This is a genomic window from Sphingobacterium sp. GW821-FHT03E03 (assembly GCF_059420745.1).
Genome location: NZ_JBWKUH010000002.1, coordinates 62,310 through 81,041, shown reverse-complemented (window position 1 = coordinate 81,041; position 18,732 = coordinate 62,310). Strand labels below are relative to the sequence as shown.

The window sequence follows — 18,732 nt, the reverse complement described above, 5'->3', positions numbered from 1 at the left end:
CCTCTTATAAACTTTTGATTATGATTTACTTATTGATTGTCAATGTTTCATTGATTATCAGCTTTGCGCTCTATAGGCTGATTTTTCGAAAACTCACCTTCTTTCAATGGAATCGCGTCTATTTGATTGGGATGATATTTTTCTCGCTATTGGCACCCATCGGGATATTTATAGAATTACCGAAAGCAGAGATAATCGCGTACTCCATACCTATGGTGGATTTGAGTGGCTATATGGAGATCGCCATCAATAGCCCCAAAGAGCAAACAATTTACTTGATAGACATCTTGACTTATGTATATTGGCTAGGTGTTGCAATTGCTTTCACGTTGTTGCTATTTCGGGTGATAAAGTTGGTGCGTGCATTACGGGATGAACATGATTATCTAAGTTTCTCATTTTTCAATAAAATCATCATTGGAGAGTCTATCAAGGAGAAAAGTAGTATTGAATCACATGAGCGTGTTCATGTCGATCAGGGGCACTCTTATGATTTGCTTGTGATGGAGCTGTTGAAAATTTTCAACTGGTTTAATCCGATTTTATATTTCTTTCAAAAGGAGTTAAAGTTCCAGCATGAATGTATTGCCGACGAAATCTGTTCGACAGATAAGGTGGCCTATGCTGAAATGCTGGTCGCTCATGCGTTGCAGGTGGATCATTTACCACTGACGCATGAGTTTTCTAATCATTCATTTTTAAAGAAAAGAATTATGATGTTATTTAAGAATAAATCAGCACGGAAAAAGCGTTTGTTATATACCGCTGTATTGCCAATGCTGCTAGTTGTAGTTGGGTCTACACTGGTATTCAATACCACGCGTGCAAAGGATATTGTTTCAGATGTTGAAAGTTCGATCAATCAGGTGGAGTTAACAAGTCCAACGGAAATGTTAAAAGAGGAGGCTGGCTTCCTTACCAACAATAACGAGCTTCAATCAGATACAACTAAAAATAGAAAGCTTGCTGAAAGAAAACAGGCTAAATGGGATGCTGAGCGAGTTAGTGCGGATAAAGAGATGAAGGATAGAGACACTAGCCTCGATTCGCTTAACCCAAATTTCAATGCAATATTTACAGCAGTGGAGATTGTCCCAGAACCAACGGGTGGAATGGTAAATTTTATGAATTGGGTATCCACGAATTATACCTATTCTAAGGAAGCACTTGATAGGAAGTTGAATGGGATCATTGAAATTTCCTTTATTGTAGAAAAAGATGGAAGTCTTTCCGATTTCAACGTGAAGCGGGATTTAGGTTATGGAACCAAAGAAGCCGCCTTGGACTTAATGAAAAAAGCAAAAAAATGGAAACCGGGAATTCAAAATGGACGTCTTGTTCGTGTTGCCTATACTTTACCTATCCGTTTAAATCTAAGTGATGGGAAAGAAAATAAGGTAGTGCGCGGGACTCCAACTGGAAGTCCAGCTTTAGGACGAGAAGGACTTGAAAAATGGTTCGTCCAAAACTTTAAGTTCCCAAGAAAGGTTACCAAAGAAGATCTTGACCCTGTAATTCAAGCATATTTAACAATTAATGCAGATGGTACCATCAAGTCGGTGTTAGCCAATTCGGATTTAGGACCTGCATTTGCAAAGGAGGCAGTCGCAATTTTAGAAAAATCCAGATGGATTCCTGCTCTTGAAGATGGAAAATCTGTGGAATCCATTGGCCTTTTCAGAATGAAGTTTACTCCTGATGGAGGCTATGTGAAAAATTATACCCGGGTCGATGTGAATTCGGAACCTGTGGGCGGGATGATTGACTATCGAGATTATGTCTTAAAGCATTATGCGCCTAATTCGACAGGGGAGGATGGAAATATTGTTGTACAGTTTATGGTTGAAAAAGATGGTGCGTTGAATAACTTTAAAGTAGTTAAAACACCAGATACAAAGGCGGGGCAGGAGCTTGTTAAATTGTTGCAGCGTGGAGCAAAGTGGAAACCCGGTATTCTTGATGGTAGTCCAATTAAAAATCAATATGAACTGACGTTAAGGGTAATGAAGAGGAATGCAGATCTTTATAATGTTTATCGTTGGGAGGGGGTAAAGGTGCAAAAGTTTAAATCGTAGGAGATCGATCGGATGTTTAGAAAAGAGAGAACATTGCTTGTATTTATTGTCCTGTTTCTGTGTTTTGTTTTATTGTCCTGCAAGTCCTATCAGGTTGTACCTAATGGTTATACGGTGGAAGGGGATGAATATTTTATCAATATTGATAAGGAACTCGCTGTATTTCTCGGGAATGATATTTTAAAGGAGGAAAATTGGGATGCGAATACCGGACCGATCAATGTGAGCAAGGTCAATGCCAAATACAAAAATGTACTCAAGCATCTAAATTACCAGGATACAGCTTACAAGGTATTATTTACAGGGAGACTGAAAGGGAAGTATAGCTATGATATGCTTGCTGTGATGAACAACTATCCGAATGTTAAAGGTCAGAAAAGTCATTTATTGGACTTAAGTACTTTCCAACGGGAGGAAAACAAGGAAGGGCGCTATTTCTACAGCATAAGTGAATTTAAAGGACAGCAGTTATTGCATTTTGTCATTCCGTTCAATGATCGGCTTTGGAAGGAAAAGATGGTCAGTATGATCTTTCTGCTTCCCACTGATTTTAATGATATAGCCTGGGCGAAGGATATTGTGCAATCCAATGTAGCGATGTATCGGGACCGCTATGTTTTTACGCCGAGCAGGACGGAGATACAATGCCCTGATGATGGCAGTCGTTCACATCTGGACTATAAGATTCCTGAAGAGAAGATTAATAAAACTGGATATATGCTGATGAAAGCATACGGAGAGGTTGACGGGAAGCGCACATTGGTAGTCTATCGGCTAATGAAACCAAATGATTTTTTTGGATCCTTCGTCGTTTGTAAAGGAGACTATGAAATTCTTTATACAACGCTGCAAGATAAAATCGTCTGGCAGACCAAAATCAATACAGAGAAGGATGTGGTATTCTAATTATTCTATTTTATGAACAAGTATTAAAGCCTTGGATTAATAATCCAGGGCTTTAAATTTATTTTTGAGCTGTAGAATTTCATGCTGAAGTTGCTCTACCTTATCCAATAGATGATTGGCCACCTGAATTCCTTGTGGATTTACTTCCAGGTCATAATATAGATTTGAGAAACGTTCGAGTTTCTTGAGTTCATCTTCGTCAATAAATTGTTCTTCTTGTTGTATGATAATGTGAATAAGGCCATACTCCTCCATGGTCTGCAGAAAAGTTGTTTCAACTTTTCTGGATTGGCAGAAATCAATAACTTTTATGAGTGTCGTTTTCATGAGATTATTGTTTTAAATCCTTCAGTTGCTGAAACAATGCTCTTTCCTCGTTGGAAAGATTGCTGGGCATTTTGATATTGAGGCTGACGTAGAGATCCCCAAATTCACTTTCTTTCCGATAGATTGGAAAACCTTTGCCTTTGAGCCGCATTTTTACACCGTTTTGACTTTCTGGTTTTACCTTTAATTTGATCTTACCGCCAAAGGTATCGAGTGTCGCCTCGCCCCCTAAAATAGCCGTATAAAGATCGATATCCAGCGAAGTATATAGGTCATTTCCCTGTCGTTTGAAGGTTGCATCGGGAGTGATATTGATTGTAATATACAGATCGCCCTTAGGGCCTCCGTTGATCCCGTCACTACCATAGCCTTTTAATTTGATTTTCTGCCCATCCTCTACGCCGGCATGGATTGTAATACGAATACTCTTACCATTGATATTAAAGGTTTGTTGATGGGTTGTATAGGCCTGTTGAAGGCTTAAACTCAATTCGGCATTAAAGTCCTGTCCGCGAAAAGTACTTTGCCTGCCACCGCCACGTCGGCTTCCAAACATCTGTTCGAAAAAATCTGAGAATTGGCCATCATCGAAATTTCCGGTATAATCTTGCGAACCGCCACTACCAGCAAATGGATTACCTCCAGCACCAAATGGGTTGCCGCCACCAGATTGGGATTGTCTGTATTGTTGCTGCGCTTTTTCATATTCCTCCCCATGCTGCCAATGTTCGCCATATTGGTCATACTTTTTGCGTTTTTCTGGATCGGACAATACCTCATTTGCTTCATTAATCTCCTGAAAACGCTGTTTTGCCTCATTATCATTCGGGTTTACATCAGGATGGTATTTACGCGCTAATTTGCGATATGCTTTTTTGATATCATCTGCCGAAGCTGTTTTATCAATGTTAAGCACTTTATAGTAATCTACAAAAGCCATATGTATTTTGCTGTCTTGTAATAAATATAACAAATTTTTAAGCGGTTTGTTCTGCTTGTCAACCAAAAAAAAGGAAGTCCCAGGGTTTGATATCTGGGACTTCCTTTTTTGCGGTAAATTTGATTTGTTATTCTTTATTACTATCAATAATTAATCGCCCATCTCTATTGGCGATCTGCCATGCCGTGAAAAAGACCAACTTCTCCCGTTTGACCATTAATGGGAAATCAATTCTGTCATAGGTGTCGGCGGGTGTATGGTAGTCGGGATGAAGGCCCGAAAAATAGAAGATCGACGGTATACCTTTCTTTGCAAAGTTATAATGGTCTGATCTGTAATACAGACGCATTGGATCCTTTGGATTATCATACATATAATCTATTTCCAGTTTGGTGTTTTTTTCATTTTCATCTTTATTGATCTGATAAAGTTCAGAACTCAGTTTATCTGAACCGATCGCATGGATATAGTCATGATTACCCTTGAGGTGCTTATCATCTACACGGCCAATCATATCGATGTTGATACAGGCAACAGTATTTGCCAGTGGAAAGATTGGATTTTCGGTATAGAATTTAGAACCTAGTAAACCTTTTTCTTCAGCCGCATAGGTTATAAACAGGATACTGCGTCTTGGGCCATTACCAGCGGCTTTTGCACGGGAAAAACTGCGGGCAAGTTCCAGCACAGCGGTTGTTCCGGAGGCGTTGTCGTCAGCACCAAAAAAGATGTTTCCTTTGGAATCTTTGCCATCGTGATCGTAATGTCCACCAATGACAACAATTTCGTCTTTTTTGTCGGTTCCCTCCAGGTATCCCAGGATATTCGGGTCAGCTAAAGGTTTAGCATTTGTACCGAAGTCGGCCTTGAAATTGGTGTTAATCGCAAAAGAATTTGCTTGTCCAGAGCGGTTGATTTTGCCGACAACAGCGGCCAGATTTGTACGTGCAAGATTAAAGATATAATTCGCAGCATGATCCGTTATGTTGACGACTGGGATCATGGGCGATTTTTCGGGTGCGGGCTGATCTATAGCCAAGTTATAACGTCCTTCTGTCGCGCGGTCTCCTGCCTCTTCAAGCAATTGGGATAGCTGGCTGTTGACAGCTAATATCAATTTTGGTTTCTTCTTGAGAATTTCCTTAATTTTCTTATTCCTGCTCGTCGACCAGTCAGATGGAGTCTTCTTCCCGGTGATCCATGAATTTCCCTTATCATCCGTAGGTTCACTTTCGTTCAATAACAGGACAACTTTATTGGTCAGGTCTAAGCCCGTGATATCGGAATACTTTGGATCATCAATTCCATAGCCAATGAATATTATTTCGTTGCTTTCAAAAAGTTTCTCTTCGTTGTTTCCAATGACAAAAATATCCTTCCCATTTTGAAAAGGCCGGTCATTGATCGTAAACTGTTTGACCTTAAAACTATTATGTATAAGCTGTAGGGGCTGGAAATACGATCCATTTACAGGTGCTGAAAGTCCATATTTTTTGAACTCATTTGCGATATAATCCGCGGCCAACTGACCGCCTTTCTGTCCTGTTCCTCTTCCTTCAAAGTCCACCGAAGCAAGCGTTCGTAGATGCTTTTGTGTCGATTCTACAGTGATTTCATTTGCATATTTGGTATTGACATCCTGTGCCTGAGCACAACTCACCACAGAAAACGCTACCCAAATCAGGTTATGTATTTTCTTCATTTCGTATTTAGTATGTAGTATTGCCTATCGAGATCCTGGTGCTGTAAGCTTTGGCGCTGCGCTATACGCAATACTTTGTTATTGTTTAAAATAATATAAGATGATCACTGAATAACAATTAGCAATTGACACAGCGTATTATTATGTTCATAACAATATGATGTGATAGCAATGCTAACCTTTACCACCTTAGATCAGTACACAATATAACTAAAAAAGCGGATGAAAAGTATATTCTACCCTTCATCCGCTTCTTAAAATATGTTAATTTATTAACAGCTGCAAGCTATTTTATTGACACGATTGGCATGACGTCCACCTTCAAATTCGGTTGTCATAAAAGTTGATACGATCTTTTTAGCGAGATCAAGATCGATAAAACGGGCTGGGACACATACGACATTGGCATCGTTATGTTGACGTGCTAATGCAGAAATTTCTTCCAACCAACAGATTGCGGCACGGATATTTTGATGTTTATTGGCTGTGATCGCAACACCATTGGCACTGCCACAGATCAATACACCAGCATCAGCCTCTTTATTCTCTACCGCCGTTGCGACCGGATGTGCAAAATCTGGGTAATCGACTGAATCTGGGGAGTTTGTTCCAAAGTCGGTTACTTCATAACCCAATTCATTTAAAAAGCTAACCAATGCTGTTTTGTATTCAAAACCTGCATGGTCACTTCCAATCGCAATTTTCTTTACACTGCTCATTTCTATTTTTATTTTATTTTTCTTGTGCTAATTTTTTTCTTTTGACATCCGCGGAGACCATGATACTTATTTCATATAATAAGAACATCGGCGCAGCAACGGTCAACATGGTGATAATATCTGCAGAAGGTGTAATTACGGCTGCTATAAGCAAAATAATTACTGTTGCATAACGACGGCTGGCACGCATAAATTCGGGCGTCATAATACCTATTTTAGACAGAATAAATACCATGATTGGCAGCAGGAATACAATCCCACAGCCTAATGTCAATGTCGCAATAGTAGATAGGTAGTTGTCTATCGTAATCTGGTTGACGATTTCATCACTTAAGGATACATTCGCTAGGAAGTTGATGGATAATGGTACGACAATATAGTATCCGAAAAGAGCGCCCAAAACAAATAATACTGTAGCGTAAAATACAAACCCCCGGGCAGAACGTCTTTCTACGTCTGTCAATGCAGGTTTTACAAACAACCAAATTTCGAAAAGGAGATAAGGGAAACCCATCATCAAAGCCATCAACAAGCAGGAGTTGATCTGGAGCATAAATTGCCCCGCCAATTCCGTATTGATAATATTAAAAGGTATCTTCTTGACACAGAAATCAGCTAAATTGAATACCTCAGCGGCTTTACACATCATACGATAGGTCCAAAAATCCAGATTTTTGGGACCCATGATAATATCTTTAAAGACAAAATCGTAGAATGTGAACGCGATACCTGCAAAGATACAGATGGCGATAGCCGAACGAACCAAATGCCATCTTAAGACCTCAAGATGGTCAAAGAAAGACATCTCGGCTTCTATATTCTTCCCTTTATTTTTGATAGCTTGTATTAGATCTTTCGAATTTGGTGTACTCATAAAAATTGTTTGGAAACAAAAATACCATTCTTATTGTAAAGAATGGTATTTTTTATGTATGTAAAGATAATTTTATTTAATCTTCTACAGGATATTCAGTTAGGTCAAATGTTTCCATGAACTTTGTTGTGAAATTGCCTGCTCTAAAGTTAGGGTCACGCATTAATCTCAGGTGCAAAGGAATGGTAGTTTTGATGCCTTCAATCACAAACTCGCTCAATGCACGCTCCATGGTACAGATCGCTTCCTCACGTGTTTGTGCAACAGTGATCAACTTAGCGATCATAGAGTCATAGTTTGGCGGAATGGTATAGCCTGAGTATACGTGTGTATCTACGCGCACGCCATGACCTCCCGGAGAGTGAAAGTTAGTGATTCTTCCCGGTGAAGGGCGAAAATTGTTGAACGGATCTTCTGCATTGATACGACATTCGATCGCGTGCATTTCCGGTTCATAATTTTTTCCGGAGATCGGAATGCCAGCAGCAACCTTGATCTGTTCTTTGATCAGATCGAAGTTGATCACTTCTTCTGTTACGGGATGCTCTACCTGAATACGGGTATTCATTTCCATAAAGTAGAAGTTGCGGTGTTTGTCAACCAAAAATTCGATTGTACCGGCACCTTCATAGTTTACGGCTTTTGCACCTTTCACAGCAGCTTCACCCATTTCAGCTCTTAATTCAGGCGTCATAAATGGTGAAGGGGATTCTTCGATCAATTTTTGGTGACGGCGTTGGATCGAGCAGTCACGTTCTGACAAGTGACATACTGTACCAAACTGATCACCTACAATCTGGAATTCAATGTGACGGGGTTCCTCAACATATTTTTCAAGGTAGATACCATCATTACCAAATGCAGCAGCAGATTCAACACGAGCAGAGTCCCAAGCTGGTTCAAACTCTTCGTCTTTCCAGATGATGCGCATACCACGACCACCACCACCGGCCGTAGCTTTGATAATAACAGGGTAACCTATTTCATTAGCCAATACGATACCTTCTTTTACGTTTGAGATCAAGCCATCTGATCCCGGTACAGTAGGTACACCAGCCTTTTTCATGGTATCCTTCGCACGGGACTTATCGCCCATTTTTTCGATCTGCTCAGCGGTAGCACCAATAAATTTGATGCCATACTCTGCACAAATTGCCGAAAAACGTGCGTTCTCAGACAAAAATCCATATCCTGGATGAATAGCATCTGCATTTGTCAATTCAGCCGCAGAAATAATATTCGGAATGTTTAAGTAAGAATCTTTACTCGGTGGAGGGCCAATACAAACCGCTTCATCAGCAAATCTTACGTGTAAGCTGTCTCGATCTGCGGTTGAATACACTGCAACACTTTTGATACCCATCTCACGGCAGGTACGGATGATGCGCAGGGCAATTTCTCCTCTATTTGCAATTAATATTTTTTTAAACATTGTCTTGAATTATGAAGTTTACAAAAATGTAGCCCTTTGGAGGCTACATAGTATTCATTTACGTTTGTAAATTACTTAGGCTCAACTAAGAATAATGGTTGGTCATACTCAACAGGTTGAGCATCCTCTACCAAAATCTTAACGATTTTACCAGAAACTTCAGATTCGATTTCGTTGAACAATTTCATCGCTTCAACAATACACAATACATTACCTGTATTGATATCATCACCAATATTAACGAAAGATGGTTTACCAGGTCCCGCTGAACGGTAGAATGTACCGATCATTGGTGATTTGATTGTAATCAAGTTCGCATCAGCGCTAGCAGCTGGTGCCGCAGGTGTAGCTACCGGAGCTGGAGCTGCAGCTTGAGCAACAGGTGCAGTAGCAATTGGTGCTACAGCTGGAACAGAAGCTGTTACATACGTAGGCTCTTGATTTGTCTTTATTGTAATTTTAAAATCTTGCTCTTCAATCGAGACTTCATTCACACCTGATTTTGAAACGAATTTAATCAAGTCTTGAATTTGTTTGATATCCATACCCATAGTATTCTAGGTTTTGTTTGTTTCTTAAAAAATTCTAACTGTCAAAAGTAATAAATTATACCATAAAATGGACAATTAATACGCCCATTTTAAATAGATGGATCCCCAGGTGAAGCCACCACCGAAAGCAGCAAGGATCAGGTTATCTCCTTTTTTCAATTGAGATTCCCATTCCCACAAGCATAGAGGGATTGTTCCACTAGTTGTATTTCCATATTTTTGGATGTTCACCATCACTTTTTCTTCCGGAAGACCTACACGTTCTGCTGTTGCATCGATGATACGTTTGTTGGCCTGATGTGGTACCAACCAAGCAATGTCTTCTGACTTCAAATTGTTTTTCACCATGACATCATGAGCAACATCAGCCATATTTGTCACTGCAAATTTGAATACTGTACGGCCTTCTTGGTAGGCATAATGTAATCCTGCGTCAACAGTAGCATGTGAAGCAGGGTTTAATGAACCACCACCTTTAATATTGAGGAATTGGCCACCAGAACCATCTGTTTTCAAAATCGCATCCTGTATACCCAATCCTTCTTCATTTGGCTCCAATAACACACAACCACAACCATCTCCAAAAAGGATACAGGTATTACGGTCTTGATAATTGATTACCGATGACATTTTATCAGCACCGATGACAAGCACTTTTTTGTGCGTACCTGCTTTGATAAACTGTGTTCCGGTATTCAGTCCGAACAAGAAGCCCGAACAAGCTGCCTGTAGATCAAAGCCCCATGCATTTGTCGCTCCGATTTTATCGGCCAAAATATTTGCTGTAGCGGGAAACAGCATATCAGGTGTACTGGTACAAAAGATAATTAAATCGATATCCGTCGCTTCTATTCCTCTCTTTTTCAATAAACCCTGAACGGCAGGTACAGCAAGATCTGATGTAGCAAGTCCTTCGCCCTTTAAGATGCGTCTTTCTTTGATTCCTGTTCGTGATACAATCCACTCGTCGTTGGTATCGACCATTGTTTCCAACTCTTTGTTGGTGAGGATGTAATCCGGAACGTAACCATTTACAGCCGTAATCGCGGCATGAATCTTTGACATAAATATTTAATTGAAAATAGATCTGATGCTGTCAATGAATTTAGACTCGATCATATCTCTTGAAAATAAAACCATATTTTTAATGGCCTCAGGTGTTGAAATACCATGACCAATAATGACAGGAGCGTTAACTCCTAAGATTGGGCTACCGCCGTACTGCTCGTAGTTGAATCGGTCGAAGAAATCATCTTTAAAACCTTTTTTCAGGGTCACTACATAAAATGATTCTGCAAGTTTCAAGACCACATTGCCTGTAAATCCATCGCATACGTATACGTCGGCATGGTCACTGAACAGGTCGCGGCCTTCAGCATTTCCGATAAAATTAATCTTGTCGTTGGCTTTAAGTAGGGGGTAGGTAGAGGTTGTCAGGATGTTTCCTTTTTCTTCTTCTTCTCCGATGTTCAATAATCCCACTTTAGGGTTGGATACATTGAATACATGCTCGGCAAAGAGGCTGCCCAACATTGCAAATTGGTTCAGCATCTCTGGTTTACAGTCCGCGTTTGCACCGACATCCAGTAAGATCCCGAATCCTGATTTCAATTTTGGAACAATTGATGCTATGGCTGGGCGTAATACGCCTGGGATAGCTTTCACGCTGAACATCGATCCCACGAGCATGGCTCCGGTGTTACCGGCGGATGCGAATGAGTCGATTTCTTTGTTTTTTAAATATTCAAATCCCTTCGCAATACTTGAGTTGGGTTTTTGAGTTATTGCTTTGGTTGGATGTTCACCCATCGCAATGACTTCTGGAGCTTCCACATATTCAAAGTCAGATGAATTTCCTCCGGCTTGATCGATTAATTGTTTAGTCTCTTCAGTTTTACCAAAAAGGACTATTTTTTGGTCTCCAGTAAGCTGTTTTTGTGCTTCAATCGCACCTGTTATCGTTGCTTTAGGAGCATAATCTCCTCCTAAAATATCTAAACCAATCTTCATCCGTTATTATTTAGTAAATCAATAATACGCAAAAAACATCCCAAAATAAAGCAAATTTCTAAAATATTGCTTGTTTGGGATGTTTTGGTGTTATGAAAGGTTTACCTTAGACAACAGCTGTATTTTCAATGATCAATTTACCGTTGTAGTACAAGTTTCCGTCTACTTTGTAAGCACGGTGAGGTAAATGAACTGCGCCAGTTTCTTTACATACTGTCAAGCTAGGAGCTTCAGCTTTATAATGTGTTCTTCTTTTGTCTCTTCTTGATTTAGAAGTTTTACGTTTTGGATGTGCCATCTCGTATTTTTGTTTTAGTTATTTTTAATATTTCTTAATGCTTCCCAACGTGGGTCGATAATTTCTTCTTCTTTTTGCTCCTCTGAATCCGGCTCGCTTGTAAATAAAGCCAACATCTCAGGATCGCATTGTATGCCTTCTCCCTGCTCTTCACATTTCACGATATAGGGAACTGCCAAATTGATGTATTCGTACAATAATTCAGCTATATCCAACTCATGGTCGCTTTTTGATAAGATCAACACCTCTTCGGTATTGTCTGTCCAATCTTCATCCGTGAATTTGACCAATATCCGTTCTTGAATTGAAATCGGTGACATAAACTCTTTTAAGCAGGTATCACAAGTCAATTGAATCTCGCCTTGGATATCAAAATGCAAAATCAACAGGTTCTCCTGTTTTTGCAATTCAACTTCTGCTTTCAGATTGCCATCTTTTACAATCGAATGTTCGTAGCAGTCAAAGAACTTTTTATTAACGTCAAATTCAAAATTGTGCTTTCCAGCGTTGAGCCCCGAAAAGGGAATTCTGTATTGTTTTAGATGTTTCACAATCTTGCATTTGAGCCTGCAAAGGTATGTATAAAATCATTAGGATCGAAATATTTTTTTAAATATTCCAGTCGAATGCTTTATATATACATAGCGCACGACTTATTCATAATAATTTTTACCTAACTCTATCTTTTCGCGTCCATTTGCCATGCGCCATTTATTGGTGTCACGTAGCGAATAGGCGCAGCCGCAATATTCCTGCATGTAGAATTTCTCTTTTTTGGAGACTTCTAACATCCTTGCCGAACCGCCTTTCTTGCGCCAGTTGAACGTCCAGTACTCCATACCTTCATGGCGAGAAGCTGCACGTAAGCCACAGTCGTTGATCTGCTCCATGTTTTTCCAACGGGAAATACCCAATGAACTAGAGATCACATCAAAGCCATTAGCCGCCGCATATTCCGCTGTTTTCTCAAAGCGCATATCAAAACACATGGTGCAACGGATTCCTCGCTCAGGTTCCTGTTCCATGCCTTTAGCCAGATCAAACCAATGGTCTACATCATAATCCGCGTCAATAAAAGGGATATTATGCTTCTCCGCAAATCGAATGTTCTCCTCTTTGCGCAGATCATACTCCTTGCGTGGATGGATATTTGGATTGTAGAAATAAATCGTAAAATCGATATCCGAAGCAATTAATGCTTCCATGACTTCTCCGGCACAAGGTGCACAGCAGGAATGTAAAAGCAATTTTTTGCCTTCTCCCGGTAATGTCAACTTCTCCCGTACAAATTCCTTCTTTTCCATAATCGTATGTGATATCAAAAACAAAGGCAATTTTAATCAAAAAGTAGCGAAATGGCAAATTTTTCCGTTTTAGACATCATAATATCTGTCTAAAAGAATGAGATAAATTCATTGATATTCTGCATATATTAGTAGATTTGTATGTTTGACGCAATAAGCTATTTATAATAAAAAAATATGAAATTTTCATTTCAAACCTGTGTTATTGTATTATTCGCCAGTTTGATAGGCGTTGCTTCCTGTAAAAAATTGGACGATGAACCCGATGTTGGTGAAGTATCACTTGTTTCAAGATTGTATATTTCTTTCCGGGATTATCAACCGAATAGTTCTTCTATCAAGAATCTCTTTATTGTTGATCCTGCTGATACCAATAATCTGGATAATATCTATCAATATCTTTCTCCGACAAAGGGCGGGGGAGCGGTTATCTTTGATCCCAATGCGAAGGCAATTTTTCAGGCCAGTGAGGGATCCATTGCTCAGGATACCTTTATTCAGCGGATTTCTCTTGACAACGATGCTTACGGGATCCCCGGTAATGCAAGTGCACTTGGCTATACAGGGTTTAGAAACGTAAGAGGATTGGCCTATTACACCTATGCGCAACAAGTTGGTAATACAGGTTCAAGTGTGACCAATTTTCTGCTTGCGGCAACCGGCGGAAACATGTTATATGCGGTAAGCCGTCCGGAAGGAAAAGGCGGATCGACGGGAGGTTCCAAGATCATTGATAAACAGATTAGTCTCGGAAAAATTGTTCCAACTTCCTTGACCTTATTACAGGGAAATACAGATGATAAAAATGACAAACTGTTACTTGTAGGATTTGAAAGTGATGGTACAAGTAAGGGGAACGGTTTTGCTGTTTTTACATTGCTTAAACAAGAATTGATTGACAGGCCTCGGGATACGATTGTTGCGGAGTCAAGATTCGTACCGACACTGAAAGTCTATGTGCAAGGAAAAACAGGTTTAGGGGCTGTTTCTTATGCTCCCAACAAAAAGTTATTCGCCGTTGCAACAACAGAAAAGGAGGTCCTGTTCTTTAGAAATCCGAAGGAATTGTTTACTGGAACCGGAGAAAAAACTGTCCGTCCCGATTATGTGATCGGTGGTTCCGCTACTGGGTTGGAGGAGCCTACGGGAGTTGCCATTGATGATCGTATTGAAAATGGTAAATTTCTTTATATTTCAGATACGAAGAATAGGAAAATCAGCCGGTTTAAACTGGAGGATCAAGGAAATACAGCACCAGAATTAACAAAAACATATGGCACAATGACACCAAATTATATCTTTTTGGACGCCAGAGAAAGACCAAATTTTTAATTGATAAAGACTGTGTCAAGCAAGCAATTCGAACAGTTCTCTGATTTCCTGTTGCTTGCCTGAACTTTCATGTGCTTCATACGCTGACAGGAGATTCCGCAAAGCGCGCTTCATGATAGTCACATTGTCGCAGGGAAATGTAAATTCCCTGTCCGGACCTAGGTTTAACTGCTTCAGGAACGAATTAACATCACTTTTTTGCATGATCTGCCCACGGTTAAATGCATTGATGTAAAACAAAACATTTTCATTTCCTTCCTCATCCGATTCCATGTAAGCCAGAATAAAATGCTTGGGTAAATTGATCCCATAGATCGGGATATCCAGTTTTTGCGCAATAATGCTATAGATACAGGATAAGGTCAACGGATTCCCCTGCTTCGTGTCCAAAACCTGACCGATATAGGAGTTTTGCGGATGGTGATAATCCTTTGTGTTGCCAGATAGTCCAAAGGAACCAAATAACACATGGTTCAGCAGGTTCACCTTCTCCAATGGACTCATATCGTATTGTAGTCCGCGCCACACTTCTGTTTTCAGATCTTCGATCTTCAACACGATTTTATGGTCTTCGTAAGAAGGATATTGATAGTTATTGAGGATGATAAGTCCTTCCAGTAGATTGAAGGAATTGCTCAGATTCCAGATCTGCAATTCATTTTTGGTCTGGTCGAATTGAATTTCATGAATAATGTTTTCCAGCCGCCCCTGGACTCTTGGATCAAAGCTCGACTCCCAAAATTTTTCCAAATAAGGAACAATTTCAGGACCTTGGCTTTTTAACTGATGCTCCACTTCCTGAATAATCTGTTGATCAGTATCGTCCAACAGGAATATTAACGATTTCAGCTCTCTCTCATTCATCATAACGAAGTTAAAAAAATGAATTGAGAAATGATACAAAAAAATCCCTACAGTATTCATGTACCAGGTAGGGATTATTCAGGTTAAATTGGTATACAATTATTTGAGCTGGCCATCCAGCATATTGACAATTCTTTTGCCGTACTCCGCATTTTTTTCGGAGTGGGTAACTTGTATGATTGTGACACCGTCATCATTCAATTGTTTGAACAGTTCCATGATCTCTTCGCCTTGTTTGGAATTGAGGTTACCCGTCGGTTCATCTGCCAACAGGAGTTTCGGAGATCCCGCCAATGCGCGAGCGATACCAACGATCTGTTGTTGCCCACCGGACAGCTGAGCCGGAAATAGATCTTTCTTTCCCACAATACCAAAGCGGTCAAGCATATCGGCCACAATGGCTTTACGCTCTTTGCTGGAAATGTCTTTATAGATCAGTGGTGTTTCTATATTTTCATATACTGTTAATTCATCCAGTAAATGGTAAGCCTGAAATACATATCCAATATGAGATTGGTAGAGTTGCGACCGTTTTTTTGCTTTCATCTCCAATACATTTTCATCCATAAAGATATATTCACCTTCATCCGGTTCGTCCAGCATACCGATAATATTCAACAGGGTAGATTTGCCTGAACCCGAAGGGCCCATAATGGATATGAAATCACCTTCTGCTATATCTAAACTGACATCTTTGAGAACAAATGAGCGTGTACCACCTACGTTATACCACTTGAATAAATGTTTTAATTGTATCATTTTCTAGTATTGAGATTTTAGTATTGAGTATTGAGATTTTGGTTGTACAAGCCTGGGCTTACCTTGTATCTCTTTTTTATTTTGTCTTTTAATTTTTACTTATTCATCCCGTAGGCTATCTACCGGATTTGTTCTTGCAACTTTCAACGATTGGAAGCTAATGGAAATCAATATTAAGATAAATATGCAAAATATCGGGATCAAAAACGACCACCATTGTATATTGACATGATATGCAAAATTGGACAGCCATTTGTCCATGAGTAAATAAGCTACAGGAAGGGCAAGGCCGATACCTATCAGAAATAGCTTGAAAAGCGGTTTATTTAATTGGACAAAGAGCAGCTGTGCCGAGGCACCGAGTACTTTCCGGATACTCATTTCTTTTTTGCGCAATGCTGCCTGATAAGCGGCCATGCTGAACAGGCCCAATGCGGCGATAATAACCGAAAGGCTCGTGAAGCTATTAAAAGCAAGCTGTAGTTCTTGTTGTTTCTTATGCTGCAAAGCATATTGCTGATCCATAAAAGAGTAGTCTAAAGGCAGATCTTTTGCAGATGTATTTTTTGTCCATTCTTTCTTGACTGTCTCAATTGCCTGATCAACCATTCCAGATCTTGTTTTCACCATAAGCGTCGTCTGAATGCGCATGCTCCCGCACTCATTTTTAAAAGAATAGAGGGTAGGTTGAACGGCATTTTCAAAACCATAGGCCTTACTATCTTTGACTAGGCCAACGATCTCGAAGTCTGTGTCACAGCCACTAATTTTCGTGCCAATGGGATTCGAAAGTCCCAAACTTTTAGCAGCAGATTCATTGATGACCGCATAGTTGGAAAGGGAATCACGGAGTAACTGATCCATTGACAGATTGATATTCCCTTGTAGATTGGGGATATTTAATGTTTTGAAATAGCCTGGATCGATACCGACATGCGCAAAAGAAATATTCTTTTGTGCATAGGAGAACTCCATTTTGGGAGGTTGTTCCCCCTCTCCCGGGATATTTGTTGCAGAAGCCACTGCAGCAATGCTCGGATCATTTTCTAATCGCCGTTTCAATTGGTAGAAAGAGCCATCAATTTTGTTGTCGTAATACATGCCCACTCCCTTGAAATTGACCACTTGCGCTGGCTCAAACCCTTTATCTGTATGCTGCATGTACTGAAGCTGGGTCCTAATGACCAGCATACCTGAAATAAACAAAATCGCCATACTGATCTGAAAAGTTAGTAAGGCATTTCGGAATGTTCCTTTTTTTAGTATGGAAGTTAATCCGCCTTTGAGCAGATTGACGGATTTGAAACCTGAAAGAACTATGGCAGGGTATATTGCGGAAAGGATCGTTGTTAATAGTACAGCGACACAGAGCTGGATAATGGTTTCAGAACTTAAAATATAATTTCTGAGATCATCATTGAACCATTTCTGTAATATATTGCCCGTAAGCGCCACGGTAATTAAACTCAATACTGCCGCACCGCTGGTGAGTATAAATACTTCCAGTGATAATTGTCTGACAATAGCCCAACGCGAACTTCCCAATATTTTTTTAAGCGCAAGTTCTTTCAGACGTTGATCGGCTTGCGCCATAATCATATTAGCAAAATTGGCGGATGCGAGCAGGAGTATCAACAGGGAAAGAATACCGATAATCCATGTCATGATATAGGCGGTGTTACTTCCGGTTTTTGGCCGCAGGTGCAAGTTAGCCAATGGATCTAGGTAGATCTTTCCCTTGGCATAACCGGAAGAGCGTATTTTATCTTTTGGTGCGATTTCCTTGTGGTAGATTGTGTTGATCTGATCGTTCAACTTAGCGATATCTGTACCCGGTCTGACCTGAATAAAAGTCTGGTATAAAAAAGGATTATTTTCAGCAAAGATATCCTGTAGTTCACGGATAAAAAGAAGATCGTAATCAATCATGGATAGACCTTGCTTTTTGATGGTGCCATAAATCGTCTCGCGCATACCCAGATCAAGGCTCATAGACGGAATGGAATGGGGGCTGTCAAATGTTAAATCCTCCTTTTTGAAAAGCAGTTCCGCAATAGGACTTTTGACCATGGTCGCATCCTTTTGATCTTTGTTTTTGTAGAGTGGTCCGTTGGCATTTTCTACCTGAAAGATCCGGGCAGAAGAAGAATCAATTAATGCGGTATTTTTGATAAGTACCGTCTTCTCCCCAAAGAGCGGGTAGCTACCATAGTTGTAGACCATTTTTCTACCGGCATAGACGATATCTGGTAAATTCTGTTTTAGCAACGGAGCCAGGGAAGGAGAGGTTTCGTCTGTAAAAGCACCTTCGACTTCCAGACCAATTTGATAGATTTCCTTATAGTTTGGATTCCATTTATCAAAGCTTGTTTCCCGATTGATGTATTGATAGGAAAGGATAAAACCGGTAAAACCAAGCGTCAGTCCGATAATGTTCAAGAACGTGAACCCCTTATTTTTTAAGAGTTTACGCCAAGCCAGTTTGAAATCATTTTGTGCCATGCAATAAAAAATACAATCCCCTTGCCATTGTTTTAATGCTTTTATTATGAGTTTGTTAGGTGGCTTTGTTTCGTTTTTGATGTTCGATTTCGGACAGTTTTCGTTCGCAATCGAACATTTATCCCCCTCTTAGCCAT

General features: G+C 40.0%; 18 protein-coding genes. 3 read left to right on the top strand and 15 right to left on the bottom strand.

What is annotated here, in order from left to right:
- Window positions 1–20: 20 nt before the first annotated feature.
- Entirely contained in the window at window positions 21–2,075 is a 2,055-nt protein-coding gene (locus AC07UV_RS03680) for an energy transducer TonB (RefSeq protein WP_495182759.1), read from the top strand.
- Window positions 2,076–2,087: 12 nt separating this feature from the next.
- Complete coding sequence (locus AC07UV_RS03675; RefSeq protein WP_495182758.1) at window positions 2,088–2,981, top strand: hypothetical protein; 894 nt, start codon at window positions 2,088–2,090, stop codon at window positions 2,979–2,981.
- A 36-nt stretch (window positions 2,982–3,017) separates the two neighbouring features.
- Here AC07UV_RS03675 and AC07UV_RS03670 read toward each other — a convergent pair whose 3' ends face one another.
- The 12 genes from AC07UV_RS03670 to AC07UV_RS03615 all read right to left on the bottom strand — a co-directional run bounded on the left by AC07UV_RS03670 (window position 3,018) and on the right by AC07UV_RS03615 (window position 13,138).
- Window positions 3,018–3,308 (bottom strand): chaperone modulator CbpM, encoded by a 291-nt coding sequence (locus tag AC07UV_RS03670; protein ID WP_495182757.1) that lies wholly within the window; start codon window positions 3,306–3,308, stop codon window positions 3,018–3,020.
- Between the two features lie 4 nt (window positions 3,309–3,312).
- The gene (locus AC07UV_RS03665; protein WP_495182756.1) at window positions 3,313–4,248 is read right to left on the bottom strand and encodes a DnaJ C-terminal domain-containing protein; all 936 of its coding nucleotides are present in this window, start codon (window positions 4,246–4,248) and stop codon (window positions 3,313–3,315) included.
- Between the two features lie 127 nt (window positions 4,249–4,375).
- Window positions 4,376–5,950, bottom strand: a complete 1,575-nt coding sequence (locus AC07UV_RS03660; protein ID WP_495182755.1) for a M28 family peptidase — start codon at window positions 5,948–5,950, stop codon at window positions 4,376–4,378.
- A gap of 272 nt (window positions 5,951–6,222) precedes the next feature.
- Entirely contained in the window at window positions 6,223–6,669 is a 447-nt protein-coding gene (gene rpiB, locus AC07UV_RS03655) for a ribose 5-phosphate isomerase B (protein ID WP_495182754.1), read from the bottom strand.
- A gap of 13 nt (window positions 6,670–6,682) precedes the next feature.
- Entirely contained in the window at window positions 6,683–7,543 is an 861-nt protein-coding gene (gene tatC, locus AC07UV_RS03650) for a twin-arginine translocase subunit TatC (RefSeq protein ID WP_223583945.1), read from the bottom strand.
- A gap of 76 nt (window positions 7,544–7,619) precedes the next feature.
- Window positions 7,620–8,975: an acetyl-CoA carboxylase biotin carboxylase subunit gene (gene accC, locus AC07UV_RS03645; protein WP_282250230.1), complete on the bottom strand. Its 1,356-nt coding sequence runs from the start codon at window positions 8,973–8,975 to the stop codon at window positions 7,620–7,622.
- A gap of 71 nt (window positions 8,976–9,046) precedes the next feature.
- Window positions 9,047–9,526 carry an acetyl-CoA carboxylase biotin carboxyl carrier protein gene (gene accB / locus AC07UV_RS03640; protein WP_282250229.1) on the bottom strand — a complete coding sequence of 160 codons (480 nt, stop codon included), beginning with the start codon at window positions 9,524–9,526 and terminating at the stop codon, window positions 9,047–9,049.
- A 75-nt stretch (window positions 9,527–9,601) separates the two neighbouring features.
- Window positions 9,602–10,591: a beta-ketoacyl-ACP synthase III gene (locus AC07UV_RS03635; RefSeq protein ID WP_120261596.1), complete on the bottom strand. Its 990-nt coding sequence runs from the start codon at window positions 10,589–10,591 to the stop codon at window positions 9,602–9,604.
- A gap of 6 nt (window positions 10,592–10,597) precedes the next feature.
- Window positions 10,598–11,536 (bottom strand): phosphate acyltransferase PlsX, encoded by a 939-nt coding sequence (gene plsX / locus AC07UV_RS03630; protein WP_077437805.1) that lies wholly within the window; start codon window positions 11,534–11,536, stop codon window positions 10,598–10,600.
- Window positions 11,537–11,642: 106 nt separating this feature from the next.
- Window positions 11,643–11,834 carry a 50S ribosomal protein L32 gene (gene rpmF / locus AC07UV_RS03625; protein ID WP_077437804.1) on the bottom strand — a complete coding sequence of 64 codons (192 nt, stop codon included), beginning with the start codon at window positions 11,832–11,834 and terminating at the stop codon, window positions 11,643–11,645.
- Between the two features lie 14 nt (window positions 11,835–11,848).
- A complete protein-coding gene (locus tag AC07UV_RS03620; protein WP_282250227.1) occupies window positions 11,849–12,385 on the bottom strand; it encodes a YceD family protein in 537 nt (178 codons plus the stop codon).
- 102 nt (window positions 12,386–12,487) lie between these two features.
- Complete coding sequence (locus AC07UV_RS03615) at window positions 12,488–13,138, bottom strand: epoxyqueuosine reductase QueH (protein ID WP_282250226.1); 651 nt, start codon at window positions 13,136–13,138, stop codon at window positions 12,488–12,490.
- Window positions 13,139–13,315: 177 nt separating this feature from the next.
- On the opposite strand from AC07UV_RS03615, the gene AC07UV_RS03610 reads away from it, so the two are divergent.
- Complete coding sequence (locus AC07UV_RS03610) at window positions 13,316–14,470, top strand: hypothetical protein (RefSeq protein WP_282250225.1); 1,155 nt, start codon at window positions 13,316–13,318, stop codon at window positions 14,468–14,470.
- Window positions 14,471–14,485: 15 nt separating this feature from the next.
- Here AC07UV_RS03610 and AC07UV_RS03605 read toward each other — a convergent pair whose 3' ends face one another.
- From AC07UV_RS03605 to AC07UV_RS03595, 3 genes are all read right to left on the bottom strand, one after another.
- Window positions 14,486–15,337: a transglutaminase-like domain-containing protein gene (locus AC07UV_RS03605; RefSeq protein WP_495182753.1), complete on the bottom strand. Its 852-nt coding sequence runs from the start codon at window positions 15,335–15,337 to the stop codon at window positions 14,486–14,488.
- Between the two features lie 96 nt (window positions 15,338–15,433).
- Window positions 15,434–16,093 carry an ABC transporter ATP-binding protein gene (locus tag AC07UV_RS03600; protein ID WP_120261602.1) on the bottom strand — a complete coding sequence of 220 codons (660 nt, stop codon included), beginning with the start codon at window positions 16,091–16,093 and terminating at the stop codon, window positions 15,434–15,436.
- A gap of 99 nt (window positions 16,094–16,192) precedes the next feature.
- Complete coding sequence (locus AC07UV_RS03595) at window positions 16,193–18,595, bottom strand: ABC transporter permease (protein WP_495182752.1); 2,403 nt, start codon at window positions 18,593–18,595, stop codon at window positions 16,193–16,195.
- Window positions 18,596–18,732: the final 137 nt, after the last annotated feature.